Origin of the sequence: Salibaculum griseiflavum (assembly GCF_003129565.1) — a bacterium.
Taxonomy (GTDB): Bacteria; Pseudomonadota; Alphaproteobacteria; order Rhodobacterales; family Rhodobacteraceae; genus Salibaculum; species Salibaculum griseiflavum.
On the sequence record NZ_QETF01000003.1, the window covers coordinates 36,171 to 54,930 of the forward strand.

The 18,760-nt window shown below is 64.2% G+C and carries 18 protein-coding genes; 14 read left to right on the forward strand and 4 right to left on the reverse strand.

Annotation, left to right across the window (positions count from 1 at the left end; all coding sequences use genetic code 11):
• The first annotated feature begins 44 nt into the window (after positions 1 to 44).
• From DFK10_RS03680 to DFK10_RS03725, 10 genes are all read left to right on the forward strand, one after another.
• Positions 45 to 1,751 (forward strand): extracellular solute-binding protein, encoded by a 1,707-nt coding sequence (locus DFK10_RS03680; RefSeq protein WP_328589336.1) that lies wholly within the window; start codon positions 45 to 47, stop codon positions 1,749 to 1,751.
• Positions 1,752 to 1,775: 24 nt separating this feature from the next.
• On the forward strand, positions 1,776 to 2,585 hold the full coding sequence (locus tag DFK10_RS03685) for an SDR family NAD(P)-dependent oxidoreductase (RefSeq protein WP_109386729.1): 810 nt from the start codon (positions 1,776 to 1,778) through the stop codon (positions 2,583 to 2,585).
• Between the two features lie 65 nt (positions 2,586 to 2,650).
• Complete coding sequence (locus tag DFK10_RS03690) at positions 2,651 to 3,961, forward strand: M24 family metallopeptidase (protein WP_109386731.1); 1,311 nt, start codon at positions 2,651 to 2,653, stop codon at positions 3,959 to 3,961.
• Between the two features lie 98 nt (positions 3,962 to 4,059).
• On the forward strand, positions 4,060 to 5,037 hold the full coding sequence (locus DFK10_RS03695) for a thiamine pyrophosphate-dependent dehydrogenase E1 component subunit alpha (protein ID WP_109386733.1): 978 nt from the start codon (positions 4,060 to 4,062) through the stop codon (positions 5,035 to 5,037).
• 11 nt (positions 5,038 to 5,048) lie between these two features.
• Positions 5,049 to 6,044 (forward strand): alpha-ketoacid dehydrogenase subunit beta, encoded by a 996-nt coding sequence (locus tag DFK10_RS03700; RefSeq protein ID WP_109386735.1) that lies wholly within the window; start codon positions 5,049 to 5,051, stop codon positions 6,042 to 6,044.
• Positions 6,034 to 7,335: a biotin/lipoyl-containing protein gene (locus DFK10_RS03705; protein ID WP_109386737.1), complete on the forward strand. Its 1,302-nt coding sequence runs from the start codon at positions 6,034 to 6,036 to the stop codon at positions 7,333 to 7,335. The genes DFK10_RS03700 and DFK10_RS03705 overlap by 11 nt, the downstream gene beginning before the upstream one ends.
• Before the next feature lie 17 nt (positions 7,336 to 7,352).
• Positions 7,353 to 8,777, forward strand: a complete 1,425-nt coding sequence (locus tag DFK10_RS03710) for an NAD-dependent succinate-semialdehyde dehydrogenase (RefSeq protein ID WP_109386739.1) — start codon at positions 7,353 to 7,355, stop codon at positions 8,775 to 8,777.
• A gap of 9 nt (positions 8,778 to 8,786) precedes the next feature.
• A complete protein-coding gene (locus tag DFK10_RS03715) occupies positions 8,787 to 9,668 on the forward strand; it encodes a 2-oxo acid dehydrogenase subunit E2 (protein WP_109386741.1) in 882 nt (293 codons plus the stop codon).
• A 38-nt stretch (positions 9,669 to 9,706) separates the two neighbouring features.
• On the forward strand, positions 9,707 to 10,711 hold the full coding sequence (gene eutB / locus DFK10_RS03720) for a hydroxyectoine utilization dehydratase EutB (protein ID WP_109386743.1): 1,005 nt from the start codon (positions 9,707 to 9,709) through the stop codon (positions 10,709 to 10,711).
• Positions 10,701 to 11,684: a cyclodeaminase gene (locus DFK10_RS03725; protein WP_109386745.1), complete on the forward strand. Its 984-nt coding sequence runs from the start codon at positions 10,701 to 10,703 to the stop codon at positions 11,682 to 11,684. The genes eutB and DFK10_RS03725 overlap by 11 nt, the downstream gene beginning before the upstream one ends.
• 51 nt (positions 11,685 to 11,735) lie before the next feature.
• Here the strand turns inward: DFK10_RS03725 and katG are convergent, their stop codons facing one another.
• Positions 11,736 to 13,907 carry a catalase/peroxidase HPI gene (katG, locus tag DFK10_RS03730; RefSeq protein WP_109386747.1) on the reverse strand — a complete coding sequence of 724 codons (2,172 nt, stop codon included), beginning with the start codon at positions 13,905 to 13,907 and terminating at the stop codon, positions 11,736 to 11,738.
• A gap of 116 nt (positions 13,908 to 14,023) precedes the next feature.
• Between katG and DFK10_RS03735 the strand changes: the two genes are divergently transcribed.
• The 3 genes from DFK10_RS03735 to DFK10_RS03745 all read left to right on the forward strand — a co-directional run bounded on the left by DFK10_RS03735 (position 14,024) and on the right by DFK10_RS03745 (position 15,992).
• Positions 14,024 to 14,938, forward strand: coding sequence for a hydrogen peroxide-inducible genes activator (locus DFK10_RS03735; protein WP_109386749.1), 915 nt, complete (start codon positions 14,024 to 14,026; stop codon positions 14,936 to 14,938).
• Between the two features lie 101 nt (positions 14,939 to 15,039).
• Positions 15,040 to 15,507, forward strand: a complete 468-nt coding sequence (locus tag DFK10_RS03740; protein WP_109387108.1) for an NUDIX hydrolase — start codon at positions 15,040 to 15,042, stop codon at positions 15,505 to 15,507.
• Positions 15,508 to 15,569: 62 nt separating this feature from the next.
• Positions 15,570 to 15,992: a DUF1178 family protein gene (locus DFK10_RS03745; protein ID WP_109386751.1), complete on the forward strand. Its 423-nt coding sequence runs from the start codon at positions 15,570 to 15,572 to the stop codon at positions 15,990 to 15,992.
• Position 15,993: 1 nt separating this feature from the next.
• Here DFK10_RS03745 and DFK10_RS03750 read toward each other — a convergent pair whose 3' ends face one another.
• The 3 genes from DFK10_RS03750 to DFK10_RS03760 all read right to left on the reverse strand — a co-directional run bounded on the left by DFK10_RS03750 (position 15,994) and on the right by DFK10_RS03760 (position 18,186).
• Positions 15,994 to 16,524, reverse strand: a complete 531-nt coding sequence (locus DFK10_RS03750; RefSeq protein WP_109386753.1) for an adenine phosphoribosyltransferase — start codon at positions 16,522 to 16,524, stop codon at positions 15,994 to 15,996.
• A gap of 21 nt (positions 16,525 to 16,545) precedes the next feature.
• Positions 16,546 to 17,412, reverse strand: coding sequence for an S-methyl-5'-thioadenosine phosphorylase (locus DFK10_RS03755; RefSeq protein WP_109386755.1), 867 nt, complete (start codon positions 17,410 to 17,412; stop codon positions 16,546 to 16,548).
• A gap of 165 nt (positions 17,413 to 17,577) precedes the next feature.
• Positions 17,578 to 18,186 carry a flavin reductase family protein gene (locus tag DFK10_RS03760; RefSeq protein WP_109386757.1) on the reverse strand — a complete coding sequence of 203 codons (609 nt, stop codon included), beginning with the start codon at positions 18,184 to 18,186 and terminating at the stop codon, positions 17,578 to 17,580.
• A 76-nt stretch (positions 18,187 to 18,262) separates the two neighbouring features.
• Between DFK10_RS03760 and DFK10_RS03765 the strand changes: the two genes are divergently transcribed.
• Positions 18,263 to 18,748, forward strand: a complete 486-nt coding sequence (locus DFK10_RS03765) for a GNAT family N-acetyltransferase (RefSeq protein WP_109386759.1) — start codon at positions 18,263 to 18,265, stop codon at positions 18,746 to 18,748.
• The last annotated feature ends 12 nt before the right edge of the window (positions 18,749 to 18,760 follow it).

The following is an 18,760-nucleotide window of genomic DNA, read 5'->3' on the forward strand; positions in this document are numbered from 1 at the left end:
ATTCCGGACATTCCGCCGTTCCCGCGGCGGAAAATTTGTCCATGATGGAAACCGGCGCCGAGCTGGAACGCATCGTGCACTTCTTGCAGGACTTCTGCGTCGAGGTCGATACCGCGCTTGATCCGAATACACCGAACCCGCATCTCAACATGATTCTGCACCTTCTGCGGGGTCATCTCGAAGGCCGGGTCATCTCGCCCTCGTCGATGGTCGCGGCCTCTGGTGTGCCCTATGCGACCGCGACGCGCAAACTGGCCGACCTGCGCGAGGCTGGACTGATCGAGCAACGCCCACGCACCAAAACCGGCAAGAGCTTTTCACTGCACCCCAGCCCACAGCTTCTGGGCAGCTTCCACCAGCTGGCCGATCGTGTCGACCGGATGGCTCGGGCCACACTCTTGCGCCGGGCAAACGAAGCCGGCGATAGCGACTACTATTTCGGCGGGTCCTACCAGCCCGGGCTGGCCGCAATCGCCCCGCCCAGTGCCCTGCCCCAGCCACTCAAGCTGCCGGGCGGCCTGCGCATCCTGGTGCATGGCGACCCGACCTTCATGGTCATGGAAACGCTCAAGCGGCAATTCGAACAGATCGTTGGGACCGGCATTCACCAGCGCGCGTTCTCGATCGACCGGTTGCGCGAGGAAGCCCTGCGCAACGCGGACCGTCCCAAAAGCCGCTATGATCTGATCGCCGTGGACCTGCCCTGGTTGGGTGAGTTCGTCAAAAAGGGTGTGATCCGCCCCTTGGGCGAGGTCATGGATGTGAACCGGCTCGATCCCAGCGACTTTCACACCGCGGGCTGGCGCGCCGCCCATTGGGGCGGGCAGCCCTATGGCGTGCCCAGCCAGACCACGCCGGAGCTGATGTTCTACCGCAAGGACTGGTTCGCGCAGGAAGGGCTTGAGCCCCCGGCAACGACCGAAGCCGTCATTGCGGCCGCGCGTCAGTTCCACGATCCGCGCAAGGGTCGCTATGGCGTGGCCTGGAATGCGGCCCGCGGCACAGCATTGGGGCACACCTTCATGATGACCTGCGCCGCATTCGGTCAGCCCATCGTCGACCTGCCCGCGATCGCCGGCGGTTTCGACGCCGATCACCTCGCCGATGGAGGCTTCGCGCCCTGTTTCGACACCGACCGCGCTCATGCGGCGGCTGATTACCTGATGCAGTTGATGCAGTATTCGCCGCCCGACATCCTGTCGATGTCCTGGTACGAACGCGTCAGGCCCTATGCCGAGGGCAAGGTCGCCATGGCCTATGGGTATACCCTGCTGGCTCCGTATTTCGAGCTGGATCCCAGCTGTTCGGCACACGGCAATACCGGCTACCTGCCACACCCACACGGCCCTGAGGGGGTGCCCATCGCACCGGTCGGCGGCTATGTGCTGTGCATCCCATCGAACCTGGCCGAAGACCGGGTGGAAGAGGCAGCCGAAGCGCTTGTCGCCTTCACGTCGCCAGGGGCACAAAAGCTTTATGCGCAGAATGGCAGCCGGACCGCGCCCCGCTATTCCGTTGGCGCGGACCCGGAAGTGCGCCGCCTGTCGCCGATTTTCGAGCTCGTGGACCAGATGTCGTGGCGTGACGAGCTGCAATTCTGGCCGCGCCCGCCGATCCCGCAGATCTCCGATATCATCAGCATCTGCGGCCACGAACTTCACGACATGCTGCGCGGGATCGTCAGCCCGCGCAACGCGCTGGAACGGGTGCAGGCCCGCGCCACCGATCTCTTGCAACAAACTGACAACTAGACCGTCACTTAGGGAGGAAAGACCATGGACCCCAATCGCCTTAAAGGTAAGAACATCCTGATCACCGGTGCCGCGCGCGGCATGGGCGCCGCCAATGCCGAGGCTTTTGCCGCGCAAGGCGCCAATGTCTGTATCGGCGATCTTGATCTGGACGAAGCGCAGCAGGTTGCGCAGCGCATCAACGATGCCGGCAACGGCAAGGCGATCGCGGTCAAGATGGATGTGACCAAGCGCGAAGACAACGCCGCCGCCGTCGCCGCCACGGTCGAGGCCTTCGGTTCGATCAATGTCGGCCTGTTCAATGCCGGCCTGAACAAGCCCCGGTTCTTCATGGATATCGATGAAGACAACTGGGACATGATCATGAACGTCAACACCAAGGCGATGTGGCTGGGCATGCAGGAAGTGGCCAAGCAGATGATCGCCCAGGGGCCGATGGAAGATCACCCCTACAAGCTGATCAATGTCGGCTCGATCGCCAGCCGCAAGCCGCTGGTCGACGTCACCGTCTACTGCACCTCCAAATACGGCTGTCTCGCGCTGACCGAATGCGGCGCGCTCGGTCTGGCCGAACACAACATCACCGTGAACGGCTACGCGCCCGGTGTCGTTGTAACCCCGCTTTGGGAACAGCTCGACAAGGACCTCGTCGAGATCGGCTTCAAGGAACGCGCCGGTCAGGCTTACGACGACATCGTCGAGAACAACCTGGTCATCAAACGTGTTTCCTACCCCGATGACATCACCGGCACCGCCTCGTTCCTCGCCTCGGACGACAGCGACTACATGACCGGCCAGATGATTTCCATCGATGGTGGCTGGGTCACGAAATAACCGGCTAACCCCCGAAATCACATCATGAACCGGGTGCGCACGGTCGCACCCGAAAGGAGTTTCAAATGTCAGAACGTCCGGGCAACGCCCTTATGCCAAACCTGCTTACCCCGCAGGACCTCGAAACCAACTGGGAATGGCGCGACAAGATCCCGGCCTGGGGTCACTCTTCGGTCGATTTTGAGCGTCGAGTCGATCATGACCGGCTGCGCCGCTATCGCCTGGCCCGTACCCGCCAGAGCCTGCAGAATTCGCCCGCGGGTTCGCTGCTGCTCTTTGACGTGAACAACATCCGCTATGTCTCGGCCACCAAGATCGGTGAATGGGAACGGGACAAGATGTGCCGTTTCTGCCTGCTGACCGGTGACGATTCCCCTTACGTCTGGGACTTCGGGTCGGCCGCCGTTCACCACCAGCGCTATTCCGACTGGCTGGAGCCCGATCACTGCCTGGCCGGCGTTGTCGGCATGCGCGGCACCATCCCGCCGGAATTCGGCCTGATGAAGAAATACGCCAAGATGATCGCCCAGCTGATCAAGGATGCGGGCATGGCCGATATGCCGGTGGGTGTGGACTATGCCGAAACGGCGATGTTCCACGCGCTACAGGAAGAAGGCATTCACGTGGTCGACGGTCAGCAGATCATGCTTGCCGCGCGTGAGATCAAGAACTGGGACGAAATCCAGCTTCTGACCCAGGCCGCCTCGATGGTCGATGGCGTCTATCACATGATCTACGAAGAGTTGAAACCCGGCGTGCGCGAAAATGACATCGTCGCCATGTCGAACAAGCTGCTCTACGAGATGGGTTCGGACGATGTGGAGGCGATCAACGCCATTTCCGGCGAGCGCTGCAACCCGCACCCGCACAACTTCACCGACCGTCTGATCCGCCCGGGCGACCAGGCCTTCTTTGATATTCTCCAGTCGTACCAGGGCTACCGGACCTGCTACTACCGGACCTTCAATGTCGGCCGCGCCACACCCGCGCAGAACGACGCTTACGTGAAGGCCCGCGAATGGATCGACGCCTCGATCGCGATGATCAAACCGGGCGTGACCACCGACAAGGTGGCCGAGGTCTGGCCGACGGCCGAAAGCCTTGGCTTCCCGAACGAAGATGCGGCCTTTGGCCTGCAATTCGGCCACGGGCTGGGGCTTGCGCTGCACGAGCGTCCGATCATCTCGCGCGCGGTCAGCATGGAGCACCCGATGGAGATCCAGACCGGCATGGTCTTCGCGCTGGAAACCTACTGCCCGGCGGCAGATGGCTATTCCGCAGCGCGGATCGAAGAGGAAGTCGTCGTGACAGAGACGGGCTGCGAGGTCATCAGCCTCTTCCCGGCCGAGGAACTGCCGATCGCCAACCGCTACTGAACCACTGGCGAGGGGGGCCGCATGCCCCCCTCGCCTGCCACACGCATACACGCGGTGCCGCCCAAAAGATGCGCGCCGCCCCGCAAAGGACACTCACCATGGCCAAGGCCAAGACAAATACCGAAGATTACCTGCGCATGTACCGCCAGATGGTGCGCATCCGCACCTTCGAGGACAATGCCAACCAGCTGTACCTGTCGGCCAAGATGCCCGGCCTGACCCATATGTATTCCGGCGAAGAAGCCGTCGCCGTGGGCATTTGCGAGGCCCTGACCGACGATGACCGCATCACCTCGACCCACCGTGGCCACGGGCACTGCGTCGCCAAGGGCGCCGAGTTCAAGGAAATGTTCTGCGAACTGCTGGGCAAGGAAGAAGGCTATTGCCGCGGCAAGGGCGGCTCGATGCACATCGCCGACCAGAGCCACGGCAACCTGGGCGCCAACGCCATCGTCGGCGGCTCCATGGGGATTGCCACCGGCTCGGCCTTGCGGTCCAAGATGCTGGGCCATGATGATGTGACCGTCTGCTTCTTCGGCGACGGCGCCACCGCGCAGGGCCTGCTCTACGAGGTCATGAACATGGCCGCGCTCTGGAACCTGCCGGTCATCTATGCCTGCGAAAACAACGGCTATTCCGAATATACCAAGACCGAGGAAATCGCCGCCGGGTCGATCACCGCGCGGGCCGAGGCCTTTGGCATCGAAGCTTTCAAGATCGACGGGCAGGATGTGCTCGCCGTCAACGAGTTGACCCAGAAACTGGTCGCTCGCTGCCGCAAGGGCGAGGGCCCGTTCTTCATAGAATTGGAAACCTATCGCTATCACGGTCACCATGTCGGCGACATCAACCGCGAATACTACCGGTCCAAGGACGAAGAGAAGGATTGGAAGGAAAACCGCGATCCGATCATTCGCTTCCGTGGATGGCTGGTCGAGCAGGGCATCGCCTCCGAGGAAGAGATCGAGGCGATGAATGCCGAGATCGAGAAGGACGCGACCGAGGCCGTCGCCTATGCCGAGGCAGCCAAATACCCTGACGTGTCCGAAGTCGACATGCATGTCTACGCGGACTGAGGAGAGATAAAATGCGAAATATTACACTGTCCCAGGCCGTGAACGAGGCGTTGGCCGAGGAAATGCGCCGCGACCCCACGACCTTCATCATCGGTGAGGACGTCGCCGAGGCCGGCACGCCGTTCAAGGTTCTGTCCGGCCTGGTCGAGGAGTTCGGGACTGACCGCGTCATCGACACGCCGATTGCAGAACCCGGCTTCATGGGGATGGCCGTGGGCGCGGCAATGACCGGCGCCCGCCCGATCGTCGACCTGATGTTCGGCGACTTCATCTTCCTGATCATGGACCAGCTTTGTAACCAGGCGGCCAAGATCCACTACATGTCCGGCGGCAAGCTGAACGTGCCGCTGGTGGTGCGCACGAACATGGGGGCGACCCGCCGCTCGGCTGCGCAGCACTCGCAGTCTCTGCAGGCGCTGGTCGCGCATATTCCGGGACTCAAGGTGGCCATGCCGTCCTCGGCCTACGAGGCCAAGGGCCTGATGAAGACCGCGATCCGCGACAATAACCCGGTCGTGATCTTCGAAGACAAGCTGATGTACCAGGACAAGGCCCCGGTGCAGGAAGAGGAATACCTGATCCCCTTCGGCGAGGCGAACGTGAAGCGCGAAGGCAAGGACATTTCGCTTATCGCCACGTCCTCGATGGTGCAGGTTGCCGAGAAAGCCGCCGAAATCCTCAGCAAAGAGGGTATCGAGGCCGAGGTCATCGACCCGCGCACCATCGTGCCGCTGGACGAGAAGACCCTGATCGAGAGCGTCAAGAAGACCAGCCGCGCCATCGTCATCGACGAAGGCCACCAGAGCTATGGCGTGACCTCGGAAATCGCCTCTCGTCTGAACGAAAAAGCGTTCTACCACCTCGATGCGCCGGTGCTGCGCATGGGCGCGATGGATGTGCCCGTGCCCTTCAGCCCCGCGCTGGAGGATATCACCGTGCCGACGCCCGAAGGCGTGGCCGAGAACGCTCGCAAGCTTTGCTCCGGGGAGCTTATTCATGCCGCATGACGTGACAATGCCTCAGCTGGGCATGGCACAGGACGCGGGCAAGATCGTATCCTGGCTGAAATCCCCCGGTGACGAGGTCGCCAAGGGGGATGCCCTGTTCGAGGTGGAAACCGACAAGGCCACGATGGAGGTCGAGGCGCAAGCCGCGGGCTTCCTGACCGGCGTGACGGCGGCCGAGGGCGACGACGTGCCCGTGGGCGCCGTGATCGCCCGGATCAGCGACAGCGCCGATGACGACACCCCCGCCGCCGAAGCCGCCCCGGCCCCCGCGGTCGAGGCCCCGGCCGATGATCTGCCCGAAGGTCATAGCGTAACCATGCCGCAGCTGGGCATGGCGCAGGATACCGGGCTGCTGGTCAGCTGGCAGAAATCCCCGGGCGACGCGGTGTCGGCCACCGATGTCTTGTTCGAGGTGGAGACCGACAAGAGCACGATGGAGGTCGAGGCCGGTCGAGATGGCTATCTGGCCGCGACCTTGGCCGAGGCCGGCGAAGAGGTGCCCGTGGGGGACCCGGTGGCCATCATCAGCGACGCGGCCCCGGCCAATCCCGTGGCCCGGTCGGTCGCCTCGGCCGCCGCGGCCCCTGCCGCCGCACCCGCGGCACCGGCGGAACCGGCCAAGGCCGACCCCGCGCCCAAGGCCAAGCCTGCCCCCGCCGCACCCGCTGCGGCCCCGCAGCCGACCGGCGGCCGCATCCTTGCCTCGCCCAAGGCACGGCGACTGGCGATGGAGCAGGGGCTGGATCTGGGCCGCCTGGCCGAGGCCGGCTATGCGCAGCCGTTCCATGTCAGTGACCTGGACACGCTTCGCAGCCTGCCCGCCGCCGCGCCCGCGGCCGAGGCCGGCACCGCAAGCCGGAGGCTTGTGGCAGAGACCGCCGAGGATGGCGTGCCGGGCTTTGCTGCCTGGGCGGCCGAGGCCCATGGCCTGACCGATGCGGATGCCATTCTGGCCGCACTGGCAGCGTCTTCGATGGCGTCGCCCGGCCCCGTGGCCGTGGAGCGGCATGGTAAGGCGAAAACCTACGCCCTGCCCGCCAGCCGCGTTCTGTCCGGCACCACTGAGACCGAAGAGACCCCGGCCCTGATCCTGCGCGATCTGCGCGGCACGCGGCTGAGCAGCGTCGAGATGGGCGGCGAAACCACCCCCGTCCTGACCCTGACGCCGAATGGCACCGGGCTGACAATCACGCTGGAATGCGCCCCGTCCCAAATGGACGCCCCGGCCGCGATCCAGCTTCTTTCCGACTTCGCAGGCCGGGTGGAGCAGCCGCTCCGCCACCTGCTCTGACCTGACCGGAGACCGACATGGACTACACCGATCTCTACATCAACGGCGAATGGCGCAAGACAGACGACCGTTTCGACGTAATCAACCCCGCCACCGAAGAGGTTCTGGCCTCGGTCGCGTCGGCCGATATCGCCGATGCCGATGCCGCGCTGGACGCCGCCGAAGCCGCCATGGCCGACTGGGCCGCACGCACCCCGCGTGAACGCTCCGAAGTGCTGCGCAAGGCATGGGAGCTGATGACCGCGCGGCTCGATCACTTCGCCAACCTCATCACGCTGGAAAACGGCAAGGCCGGCGTCGATGCCAAGGGCGAGGCAACCTATGCCGCCGAGTTCTTCCGCTGGTTCGCCGAGGAAGCCGTGCGCGCCGACGGGCTGATCACCCACGCGCCTTCCTCGGGTGCGCGCATCGTCGTGCAGCACAAGCCCGCCGGCCTTGCCGTGCTGGTGACGCCGTGGAACTACCCGGCGGCCATGGGCACCCGCAAGATCGCCCCGGCGCTGGCCGCCGGCTGCGGTGTCATCATCAAGCCGGCCTCGGAAACGCCGCTGACCATGCTGGCCCTGATGCCGCTCCTGGAAGAGGCCGGCGTGCCGGCGGGCCTCGTCAACGTTCTGCCCTCGCGCCGCACCGGTGCGCTGGTCGATCACATGCTGCATGATCCGCGCGTTCGGGTCGTCAGCTTTACCGGCTCCACCGGCGTCGGCCGCAAGCTGCTGAAGGGCGCTGCCGACCAGGTTCTGAAACCGGCCATGGAACTGGGCGGCAACGCGCCCTGTATCGTCTTTGAAGACGCCGACATGGACACCGCGATCGAGGGCACGATGCTGGCCAAGATGCGCAACCTCGGCGAAGCCTGCACCGCGGCCAACCGCATCTACGTGTATGAAGACGTGGCCGAGGAATTCACCAAGCGCCTGACCGAACGTATGGCCGCGCTCAAGGTGGGTGACGGCACCGACCCGTCGGTTGACGTGGGCCCGCTGGTCAATGCCGATACCCGCGACAAGGTGGCCGATTTCGTGGCCGATGCAGTCGCCAAGGGCGCCAATGTCGAATGCGGCGGCAGCACGCCGAACGGTAAAGGCTACTTCTACCCGCCGACGGTCCTCTCGAATGTCAGCCCGGAGGCCGAATGCGTGAAGGACGAGATCTTCGGCCCCGTCGCCGCGATCCAGACCTTCAAGGATCAGGAAGAGGTCATCGCCCGCGCCAATGACACCGAATACGGGCTGGTCGCCTATGTCTTCTCCGAGGACTTCAAGCGCGCCATGCAGGTCTGCGAACGGCTGGAATACGGCATGGTCGGCCTGAACCGTGGTCTGGTCAGCGACCCCGCCGCGCCCTTCGGTGGCGTCAAGCAATCGGGCCTTGGCCGCGAGGGCGGACACGAAGGCATGCTGGAGTTCATGGAGACCCAGTATATCTCGGCCAGCTGGTAGGGGGCGGATATGTCAGAGATCATCGCCAGCCCTTCAACCCGCCGCCTTGCCCGGGACAATGACGTGGATATCGACGCGTTGGCCAAGCGCCTCGGTCGCACCACGATCGGCCCCGAGGACATCACCGGCAGCGCCCCCGCCCCTTCCGGGGGCGGCGGCGACACCTCCTATTGGGATGTGGACCACAGCCAATATGGCCCGGTGACCGAGGAACCGATGAGCCGCTTCGCGCAGGTGGCGTCGAAGAACCTTGCCGCCGCGCAGGCCCTGATCCCGGCGGTGACCCATCACGACCGCGCCGATGTCAGCGCGATCGAGGCGTTCCGCAAGGCCCTCAAGCCCGAGGCCCAGTCCCGCGGCGTCAAGCTGACCGCGCTGGCCTTTCACGTCGCCGCCTTGGCCCGGTCCCTGCGCGCCTTTCCGCGCTTCAACGCCTCGCTTACGTCCGATGGCGAAACGCTGGTGCTGAAGGATTATGTCCATATCGGCATCGCCGTGGACACGCCGCACGGCCTGATGGTGCCTGTGATCCGCGATGCGGACACCAAGGGCCTTTGGCAGATCGGGGCCGAGATTGCCGATCTCGCCGCCCGCGCCCAGGCCCGCAAGATCGGGCCCGATGAAATGGGCGGCGCCTCCATGACCATCACCAACCTGGGCGGCATCGGCGGCACGGCGTTCACGCCTATCGTCAACCCGCCCGAAGTGGCGATCCTTGGCATCACCCGGACCGAGACCGTGACCGTTTGGGACGGAGACACCCCCCGGCCCGTGCCCATGGTGCCGCTGGACCTCTCCTATGATCATCGCGTGATCAACGGGGCCGACGCCGCGCGGTTCCTGACGCATTACGCCAAACTGATCGGCGATCCCCGCAACATGATGGTTTAGGGCTTGAAACAGGCCGGGCGGCGCGGTGATCTGGGGCAATGAGACTTGCCCTGTCCGATATCCTCGCCGCCCGGCAGACCTTGCGCAGCACGGCCGATGCCACGCCGCTTGTCCCTTCGCCCTTCATGGCGGCACAGACGGGGCAGGATTTCCTTCTTAAACTGGAAAACATGCAGCCCATCGGCGCCTTCAAGCTGCGCGGGGCGATGAATGCGGTAATGTCCTTGCCCGAGGGCACGGCGGGCGTGACCTGTTGCTCGACCGGAAATCATGGGCGCGGCGTGGCCTTTGCCGCCGCCCGGCGAGGCATCCGCGCGGTCATCTGCATGTCTGAACTGGTGCCGCAGGCCAAGGTGGACGGGATCAAGGCCCTCGGCGCAGAGGTGCGCATCTGCGGGACCAGTCAGGACGAGGCATTGGCCGAAAGCCTCCGATTGGTGGAACAGGACGGGCTGGTCGAGATCTCGCCCTTTGACGACCCGTTGGTGATCGCCGGCCAAGGCACGATCGGCCTGGAACTGCTGGAGGCGCGTCCGGACCTGGACACCCTGCTGGTCCCCCTTTCGGGCGGCGGGCTGGCAGCCGGGGTGGCGCTGGCGGCCAAGGCGATCAATCCCGATATCCGGGTGATCGGCATCACCATGGAGCACGGCGCGGCGATGAAGGCCTCGATCGAGGCGGGCCACCCTGTCGAGGTCGAAGAAGTGCCCAGCCTTGCGGACAGTCTCGGCGGTGGAATCGGCATGCAGAACCGGCTGTCCTTCCCGCTCTGCCGGGATCTGCTGGACGTTATCCTGCTGGTCTCTGAGGAAGAGATTTACCACGCCATGCAGGTGCTGTTCTACGAAGACCGGATCGTGGCCGAGGGTGCCTGCGTGGTGGGTCTTGCCGCCTGTCTCTCGGGCAAGATCACCCTGACCGGTCCGACGGCCACCATCATCACCGGGCGCAACCTCGACATGCAGATGTTCCATCGCATCATGGCGGGCGAAGATATCCAGTTGGGCGATACCATCGTGAAAGGCAAACCCTATGGCGCATGATATCCAGATCGTCACCGAGGCCGAGTTGAAGGAAGCCGTGCAGCTGGACCTCACCACGGTCGACGTGATCGAACGGGCCTTCGCGGCGCTGGCCGGGGGCGAGGTGGTGATGCCGCCGATCCTGTCGATGGACTTGCCGATGGTGAATGGGGAGGTCGATGTGAAGACCGCCTATATCCCCGGTTTCGATGGCTTCGCGATCAAGGTCAGCCCCGGCTTTTTCGACAATCCCAGGCTGGGCCTGCCCAGCCTGAACGGGCTGATGATCCTGTTCTCCGCCAAGACCGGGCTGGTCGAGGCGGTCTATCTCGACAATGGCTACTTGACCGATATCCGCACCGCCGCCGCCGGCGCGGTGGCCGCGCGGCATCTGGCCCCGAAAAAGGTGGACACCGCGGGGGTCATCGGCACCGGCGTGCAAGCGCGGCTGCAAATGCAGGCCGCACATCTGGTCCGGCCTTTCACGCGTGTTCTTGTGCATGGCCGCGACCCGGCCAAGGCCGCACAATGCGCTGCCGATCTGGGGCAGGCTTTGGGCGTCGAGGCCGAAGTGATGACGGATGCCGCCGACCTCGTGGCGCAATCCCAGCTTGTCGTCACCACGACGCCGGCACGCGACCCGGTGCTGATGGCCGAATGGCTGCACCCGGGCCTGCATATCACCACCATGGGATCGGACCAGGAAGGCAAGAACGAAATCGACCCCAAGGCGCTGGCCAGGGCCGATCTTTATGTCTGCGACCGGGTCAGCCAGTGCGAGGTTTCGGGCGAGCTTGAGGCGGCGCGCGCGGCAGGCCTCATGACGGGCATGCCATCGGAGCTTGGCCAGATCATCGCGGGCACGGCGTCGGGCCGCATCGACGACAGCGATATCACGATCTGCGACCTGACGGGAACAGGCGCGCAGGACACGGCCATCGCCACCCATGTGCGCGCCAGCCTGCCCAGGGCGGGGCAGATCATCCAGACATAAGAAAACGGCGCCCCGAGGGGCGCCGCCTTCCTTTTTCAGCTTCTGGTCGGATCAGGCCAGATCGTAGCGATCGGCATTCATGACCTTGGTCCAGGCCGCAACGAAGTCGTTGACGAACTTCTCTTTGCTGTCGTCCTGGGCATAGACCTCGGCATAGGCCCGCAGGATCGAGTTGGAACCAAAGACAAGGTCCACACGCGTGGCCGTGAACTTGGTCTCGCCGGACTTGCGGTCAACGATGGCATATTCGTTGTTCCCCGTCGGATCCCACTTGAAGGACATGTCCGTCAGGTTGGTGAAGAAGTCCGTCGTCAGCGCGCCGGGCGTGTCGGTGAAGACACCATGGGCAGAACCGCCATGGTTGGTGCCCAGCACCCGCATGCCACCGATCAGGCAGGTCATTTCCGGCGCGGTCAGGCCCATGAGCTGCGCGCGGTCCAGCAGCATTTCCTCGGCCGTGACGACGTAGTCCTTCTTCATCCAGTTGCGGAACCCGTCTGCCAGCGGCTCGAGAACCTCGAAGCTTTCGGCATCGGTCATCTCGTCCGTGGCATCGCCACGGCCCGGGACGAAGGGCACCTCGACGTCGACACCGGCGGCCTTGGCCGCTTGTTCGATCCCGACATTGCCGGCCAGAACGATCACGTCGGCAATGGATGCGCCGGTTTCGGCGGCAATCGGTTCCAGCGCAGCCAGCACGCGGCCCAGTCGTTCGGGCTCGTTGCCTTCCCAGTCCTTCTGCGGGGCAAGCCGGATGCGTGCGCCATTGGCGCCGCCGCGCAGGTCAGACTGGCGGAAGGTGCGGGCGCTGTCCCAGGCGGTCGCGACCATATCCGAGACCGACAGACCGGCATCGGCGATCTTCGCCTTGACCGCGTCCACGTCGTAGTCCGTGGCACCAGCGGGCACCGGATCCTGCCAGATCAGGTCTTCGGCGGGCGCATCGGGACCGATGTAGCGGGTGCGCGGACCCAGATCGCGGTGGATCAACTTGAACCATGCGCGGGCAAAGCAATCGTCGAAATAGGCCGGGTCGGCCATGAACTTCTCGCAGATGGCACGATAGGTCGGGTCCATCTTCATGGCCATGTCCGCATCTGTCATCATCGGCATGACACGCTTGGTCGGGTCGGTGCTATCGACCGGCATGTCTTCTTCCTTGATGTCGATCGGTCGCCACTGGTTGGCGCCGGCGGGCGATTTGGTCAGCTCCCATTCATAGCCAAACAGCAGGTCGAAATACCCCATGTCCCACTTGGTCGGGTTGGTGGTCCATGCGCCCTCGATCCCGCTGGTGATGGCATTGGTCGCCTTGCCGTCAAGGTTCGGGTTCATCCAGCCAAAGCCCTGGGTTTCAACATCGGCGGCTTCCGGTTCGGCACCCAGCGTCTCAGCGTCACCGTTGCCATGCGCCTTGCCGACGGTATGGCCGCCACAGGTCAGAGCGGCGGTTTCCTCGTCGTTCATCGCCATGCGGGCGAAGGTCTCGCGCACCTGCCCGGCCGTCTTGATCGGGTCGGGTTCGCCGTTCACGCCCTCGGGGTTCACGTAGATCAGACCCATCTGCACGGCGGCCAGCGGGTTTTCCATCGTGTCGGGCTTCATCACGTCTTCGTAACGAGTGTCCGAAGGGGCCAGCCATTCGCGCTCGGCACCCCAGTAGGTGTCTTTTTCCGGGTGCCAGATATCCTCGCGGCCGAAGGAGAAGCCGAACGTCTTCAGACCCATGGACTCATAGGCCATGTTGCCAGCCAGAAGGATCAGGTCGGCCCAGCTGAGCTTGTTCCCGTACTTCTTCTTGACCGGCCACAGCAGGCGGCGCGCCTTGTCGAGGTTGCCGTTATCGGGCCAGGAGTTCAGCGGCGCGAAACGGATATTGCCGTGGCCACCGCCACCACGCCCGTCGGCCAGCCGGTACGAGCCGGCAGAGTGCCAGGCGAGACGGATCATCAGGCCGCCATAATGGCCCCAATCGGCCGGCCACCAGTCCTGGCTCTCGGTCATCAGGGCCTTGACGTCTGCCTTCACGGCCTCGAAATCCAGCTCTTTCACGGCCTCGCGATAATCCACGTCCGCCAGCGGGTTCGACTTGCTGTCATGCTGGTGCAGGATGTCGAGGTTGAGCGTCTTGGGCCACCAGTCCGTGACCGTCGTTTCGGTGGACGTCAGCCCGCCATGCATCACTGGGCATTTGCCCTTCGTATCAATGTCGTTTCCGTCCATCTTGTCCTCCGATTGTTCAGATGATTCACTGACAACAGCGTCATTGCACGTCAAGATAGGCACTTCTTAGAATTAGTTTAAGTTGAATATTCTGATAAGCTTGATAAACCTGTCTTATGAAAAATCTGACCCTGAAACAGTTGCGCTATTTCGAAGCCCTGGCCCGGCATGGTCATTTCGGCCATGCGGCAGATGCCTGCGCCATCAGCCAGCCTGCCTTGTCCATGCAAATCAAGGAGTTGGAAAACTCGCTGGGAACGCCGGTTTTCGAGCGGGGACCGCGCCATGTCCGGCTGACCGCCTTCGGAGAAAGCGTCGCGGCCCGGATTCGCGACATCCTGCGCGCTGTCGAAGAACTGGACGACCTTGCGCGGGCCTCGCGCGATCACCTGTCCGGCCCCTTGCGGATCGGGGTCATTCCCACAATCGCACCCTACCTGCTGCCCCGTATCATCGGTGACCTGACACGGCTTCATGACGGGTTGGACATCCGGGTTCGCGAAACCCAGACCTCGACCCTGATCGAGGAGCTGACCCAGGGCCGGATCGACACGGCAATCGTGGCCTTGCCTGTGTCGGAGCCCGCTTTCGAGGAAGTTGCGCTTTTCGACGAGGAATTCGTGCTGGTGCGTCCCCTTTCCGAGGCCGATCAACCCGTTCCGACGCCCGACCGCCTGCCAGAGATGCGGCTGTTGCTTCTCGAAGAAGGGCATTGCTTTCGTGACCAGGCCTTGTCCTTCTGCAACCTCGTGGCCAAGGAACCGCGCGAATTGCTGGACGGATCGACCCTGTCGACTCTCGTGCAGATGGTCGGCGCGGGCATCGGCGTGACACTGATTCCGGAAATGGCCGTGTCGGTGGAGACCCGGTCGGCCCCGGTGTCGATCGCCCGCTTTGCGCCGCCCCGGCCCACGCGGACCATCGGAATGATCTGGCGCAAGACGAACCCCCTGGCCGAACGGCTTTTGATGATCGCCGACCTTGTGCGCGGTGCGGCGGACGCCGGAAAAACCGTGGATATCCGGCAATAATCGTTTGACGGGCGGCGGATTACGCTTTGGCCCAGGCCACTGCTGAGGTATTGTTGGTAAAGAGGCAAAGCATGGGCCCGAACGGGCCTCGGGCGACTGACATGGCAAAACTAGAGATCGAACAGAACGCGATCAGGCTTGGGGAGGCCGGCAAGACAGATGTGCGTACGCAGTTCGGCGCCCTGTGCTATCGCGTCCAGAACGGCGAATTGCAGTTCTGCCTGATCACCAGCCGCGGCACCGGCCGCTGGATCGTGCCAAAGGGCTGGCCGGTGGATGGGGCAACGCCAACAGAGGCCGCCGCCACCGAGGCCTGGGAAGAGGCCGGCCTGGAAGGACGTGTGCGCAGCCGCCCTCTTGGCGTCTACAGTTATTACAAGAGCCATAGCGACGATGCTTTGCCCTGTGTCGCGGTGATCTTCCCGCTCAAGGTCAAGAAGGCGCATAGCCGTTGGCCAGAGCGCAAGGAACGCAAGCGCCGCTGGGTGAATCGGCGCAAGGCTGCCAAGATGGTCGACGAACCTGAACTGCGCCAGATGATCCTGCGGTTCGATCCGAAACTGGTCTGATTGCCAAGGCTGGGGAACAGCCCTATCTAAAGTTGATCCGAAACAGCGCGCCGGGGTCTTGGATGATCCACTACACGCTTACCTGTGACCAGGACCACCAGTTCGACAGCTGGTTCCAGTCCTCTTCCGCCTACGAAAAGCTGCGCGATGCGGGGCAGGTCTCCTGCGTGACCTGCGGTTCCACCAAGGTCCGCCGCAGCCCCATGGCGCCCAGTATTTCGAAAGGCGCCGAGGCGCCGAAAGGGGCGCTGACACAACCCCGCTCCGAGGCGGAAGAGGCCATGGCCGCCCTTCGCAGGAGGGTCGAGGAAAACAGCGATTATGTCGGGCTGTCATTTGCCCGCGAAGCCCGCGCTATGCATGCCGGCGAGGCGCCGGAACGGTCGATCTACGGCGAGGCCAAGCCGGACGAGGCCAAGGCCCTGATCGAGGACGGCATTCCCGTGGCCCCGCTGCCCTTCCTGCCCAAGCGCAAGGCCAACTAGCTCAGGCGCCTTCGAAGTCGCACAGCGCATGGACCTCCATGCCCAGCGCCTCCAGCCGTTTGCGCCCGCCCAGCTCGGGCAGGTCGATCACGAAAGCGCAGCCCACGACCTCGCCGCCCAGCCGCTCGATCAGCTTGATACCCGCCTCGGCCGTGCCGCCCGTGGCAAGCAGATCATCGACAACAAGGACCGTCTGACCCGCAGAGATGGCGTCGTCGTGCATTTCCATCACCGCCTCGCCGTATTCCAGCTGATAGGGCTGCTCGATCACCGCACCGGGCAGCTTGCCCTTCTTGCGGATCGGCACGAACCCCTTCCCAAGCTGGTGCGCGATGGCTCCACCCAGGATGAAGCCACGCGCCTCCAGCCCCACGACCACATCTATGGGCTGGCCCGCATAAGGGTGCAGCAACTGGTCGACCGCCATGCGGAATCCGCGGGCATCGGCAAAGAGAGTGGTGACATCGCGAAACATGATCCCTTCATGCGGAAAATCGGGGATCGTGCGGATATACTCCTTCACGGTCTTCATGGAACGGTCCTTTCGAAAGGGTCAGAGAACGCGGCCAGCCACCGCGTCGAGCTTGCGTAACAGGTCGGGATCGCGCGCCTCGGGCGCGGTCAGGATGGCATGATCGAGCGCCCGGTCGCAGCCGCAAGGGCACGGGCCGTCATGGTCCAGCCGTTCGGGCAGCCCCGCCACCGTCTTGCGCGCATTGTCGGCATTGGCGCCCAGCGTGGCGATGATCTCGGAAATGTCGACGCTGCCATGATCGGGATGCCAGCTGTCGTAATCGGTGATCATCGCGACGGAGGCATAGCAGAGCTCGGCCTCGCGGGCGAGCTTGGCTTCGGGCATGTTGGTCATGCCGATCACGTCGCAACCCCAGACATCGCGGTAAAGCTTCGATTCCGCCATGGCCGAGAATTGCGGGCCTTCCATGGCCAGGTAGGTCCCGCCCTTGTGGACCGTCACGCCGGCGGCGGTCGCGGCCTGGGCACAGGTTCTTGCCAGCCGGTCACAGACCGGATGCGCCACGCTGACATGGGCGACACAGCCGGTTCCGAAAAAACTCTTCTCGCGGGCGATGGTGCGGTCGATGAACTGGTCCACGACAACGAAATCCCCCGGCGCCATCTCCTCGCGGAAAGAACCGCAGGCCGAGACCGAGACCACGTCGGTGCAGCCCAGCCGCTTGAGCGCGTCGATATTGGCCCGATAGGGCACGGTGCTGGGCGAATGCACATGGCCGCGCCCGTGACGCGGCAGAAAGGCCAGCCTGACCCCCGCCATTTCTCCAACGAGGATGTCATCCGACGGCGCGCCCCAGGGCGTTGCGACAGGATGCCAGTCTGCCTTTTCCAGTCCCGGCAACTGATACAGTCCGGACCCGCCGATTATCCCGAGCATCGCAGTCATCGCGCCCTCCGTGTCTTTCCCTGTCACCTTGCCGAAACCCGCCCCGGTTGTGAAGCCGAGTTCTACCCGAGCGCGTTGAAAACCTGCGCAAATCCTGGGCAGGCGGGACGGCGGGCGGGGCGCTGTTGTCGGGCCGAAGGGCCGGACACGAGCGGCGCATGGCCGTCACGCGTCATCGGGGCGCACCAGCGGAAAAACTTCGCGTACAGCGGTGTAGTCACGATAACCCAGACGCGCGAGGGGCGTGTAGCGGGTCACGTCGAAGCGCCCGTCGACCAGGCAATCGTCGCGCATGTGCACGCCGGTCACTTCCCCGAAAACCACGATATTGGCTGCACCGGGCAACTCGATGATCCGGGTCAGCCGACATTCCAGGGATGCAGGCGCATCTGCGACGCGGGGGCAATCGATTGTCTCGCACTCGGCCTTGGCGATGCCCGCATCGTCAAACTCATCCACCCCCTTGTCCCAGGCGCCGGATGTCTGGTTCATCGCCTCCCGCGCTGCGTATTCCACCACGTTCACCGCGAAAACGCCTGTGTCACGGATATTGGCCACGCTGTCCTTGGTGCCGTCACGGTCCGGCTTGGCCGAGGTCGATGCGAACATCACCTGCGGCGGCACGTAGGCCACGGCGTTGAAGAAGGAATAGGGTGCCAGGTTGTCGACGCCATCCGCACCCCGCGTCGAAATCCAGCCGATGGGCCGGGGGGTCACAATGGCGCTGAACGGGTTGTGCGGCAGGCCATGGCCATCGCCGGGTCGGTAGAACATCAATCTCTCCAAGCATTTGCCGTGGTTTTGCGGCCATGCTACCGAGCTATGCGGAAACAACAAGAAAGACCGGGACATGAAGCTGCGTCCCGAACGCGACGAGGATTGGTGGGAGGTCGAGGCGCTCTTCGATCTGTGTTTCGCGCCGGGGCGCGAGGCCCTGTCCTCCTATCGGCTGCGCGATGACGTGCCGCCGGTCGGCCCGCTCTGCCTTGTCGCCCGCGACGATGACGGAATCCTGGGCGGCGCGATCCGCGGATGGCCGGTCAGGATCGGCGCCGCGCGCGCAATCCTGCTTGGCCCCGTGGCCGTGCACCCTACCCGGCAGGGCGAAGGCTTGGGCGGCCTGTTGATCCGGGCCCAGGTCGCGGAAGCCGCGCGCCAGGGATGGGACAGGGTCATGCTGGTGGGCGATGCGCCCTATTACGCGCGCTTCGGTTTCGAACGGCTGCCAGACGTGCGGATGCCGCCCCCGACCAATCCCGACCGGGTGCTCGGCCTGGCGCTGAAACCGGGGGCCTGGTCGGGAATCGCCGGGCAGGTGGAACGCGACAAAGATTGAATTGGCGTCCCG

What these genes read in the sequence shown, in the direction of transcription:
- DFK10_RS03680 (WP_328589336.1), top strand. Translation starts at nt 45, where the DNA reads ATGGAAACCGGCGCCGAGCTGGAACGCATCGTGCACTTCTTGCAGGAC.
- DFK10_RS03685 (WP_109386729.1), top strand. Translation starts at nt 1,776, where the DNA reads ATGGACCCCAATCGCCTTAAAGGTAAGAACATCCTGATCACCGGTGCC.
- DFK10_RS03690 (WP_109386731.1), top strand. Translation starts at nt 2,651, where the DNA reads ATGTCAGAACGTCCGGGCAACGCCCTTATGCCAAACCTGCTTACCCCG.
- DFK10_RS03695 (WP_109386733.1), top strand. Translation starts at nt 4,060, where the DNA reads ATGGCCAAGGCCAAGACAAATACCGAAGATTACCTGCGCATGTACCGC.
- DFK10_RS03700 (WP_109386735.1), top strand. Translation starts at nt 5,049, where the DNA reads ATGCGAAATATTACACTGTCCCAGGCCGTGAACGAGGCGTTGGCCGAG.
- DFK10_RS03705 (WP_109386737.1), top strand. Translation starts at nt 6,034, where the DNA reads ATGCCGCATGACGTGACAATGCCTCAGCTGGGCATGGCACAGGACGCG.
- DFK10_RS03710 (WP_109386739.1), top strand. Translation starts at nt 7,353, where the DNA reads ATGGACTACACCGATCTCTACATCAACGGCGAATGGCGCAAGACAGAC.
- DFK10_RS03715 (WP_109386741.1), top strand. Translation starts at nt 8,787, where the DNA reads ATGTCAGAGATCATCGCCAGCCCTTCAACCCGCCGCCTTGCCCGGGAC.
- eutB (WP_109386743.1), top strand. Translation starts at nt 9,707, where the DNA reads ATGAGACTTGCCCTGTCCGATATCCTCGCCGCCCGGCAGACCTTGCGC.
- DFK10_RS03725 (WP_109386745.1), top strand. Translation starts at nt 10,701, where the DNA reads ATGGCGCATGATATCCAGATCGTCACCGAGGCCGAGTTGAAGGAAGCC.
- katG (WP_109386747.1), bottom strand. Translation starts at nt 13,907, where the DNA reads ATGGACGGAAACGACATTGATACGAAGGGCAAATGCCCAGTGATGCAT.
- DFK10_RS03735 (WP_109386749.1), top strand. Translation starts at nt 14,024, where the DNA reads ATGAAAAATCTGACCCTGAAACAGTTGCGCTATTTCGAAGCCCTGGCC.
- DFK10_RS03740 (WP_109387108.1), top strand. Translation starts at nt 15,040, where the DNA reads ATGGCAAAACTAGAGATCGAACAGAACGCGATCAGGCTTGGGGAGGCC.
- DFK10_RS03745 (WP_109386751.1), top strand. Translation starts at nt 15,570, where the DNA reads ATGATCCACTACACGCTTACCTGTGACCAGGACCACCAGTTCGACAGC.
- DFK10_RS03750 (WP_109386753.1), bottom strand. Translation starts at nt 16,524, where the DNA reads ATGAAGACCGTGAAGGAGTATATCCGCACGATCCCCGATTTTCCGCAT.
- DFK10_RS03755 (WP_109386755.1), bottom strand. Translation starts at nt 17,412, where the DNA reads ATGACTGCGATGCTCGGGATAATCGGCGGGTCCGGACTGTATCAGTTG.
- DFK10_RS03760 (WP_109386757.1), bottom strand. Translation starts at nt 18,186, where the DNA reads ATGTTCTACCGACCCGGCGATGGCCATGGCCTGCCGCACAACCCGTTC.
- DFK10_RS03765 (WP_109386759.1), top strand. Translation starts at nt 18,263, where the DNA reads ATGAAGCTGCGTCCCGAACGCGACGAGGATTGGTGGGAGGTCGAGGCG.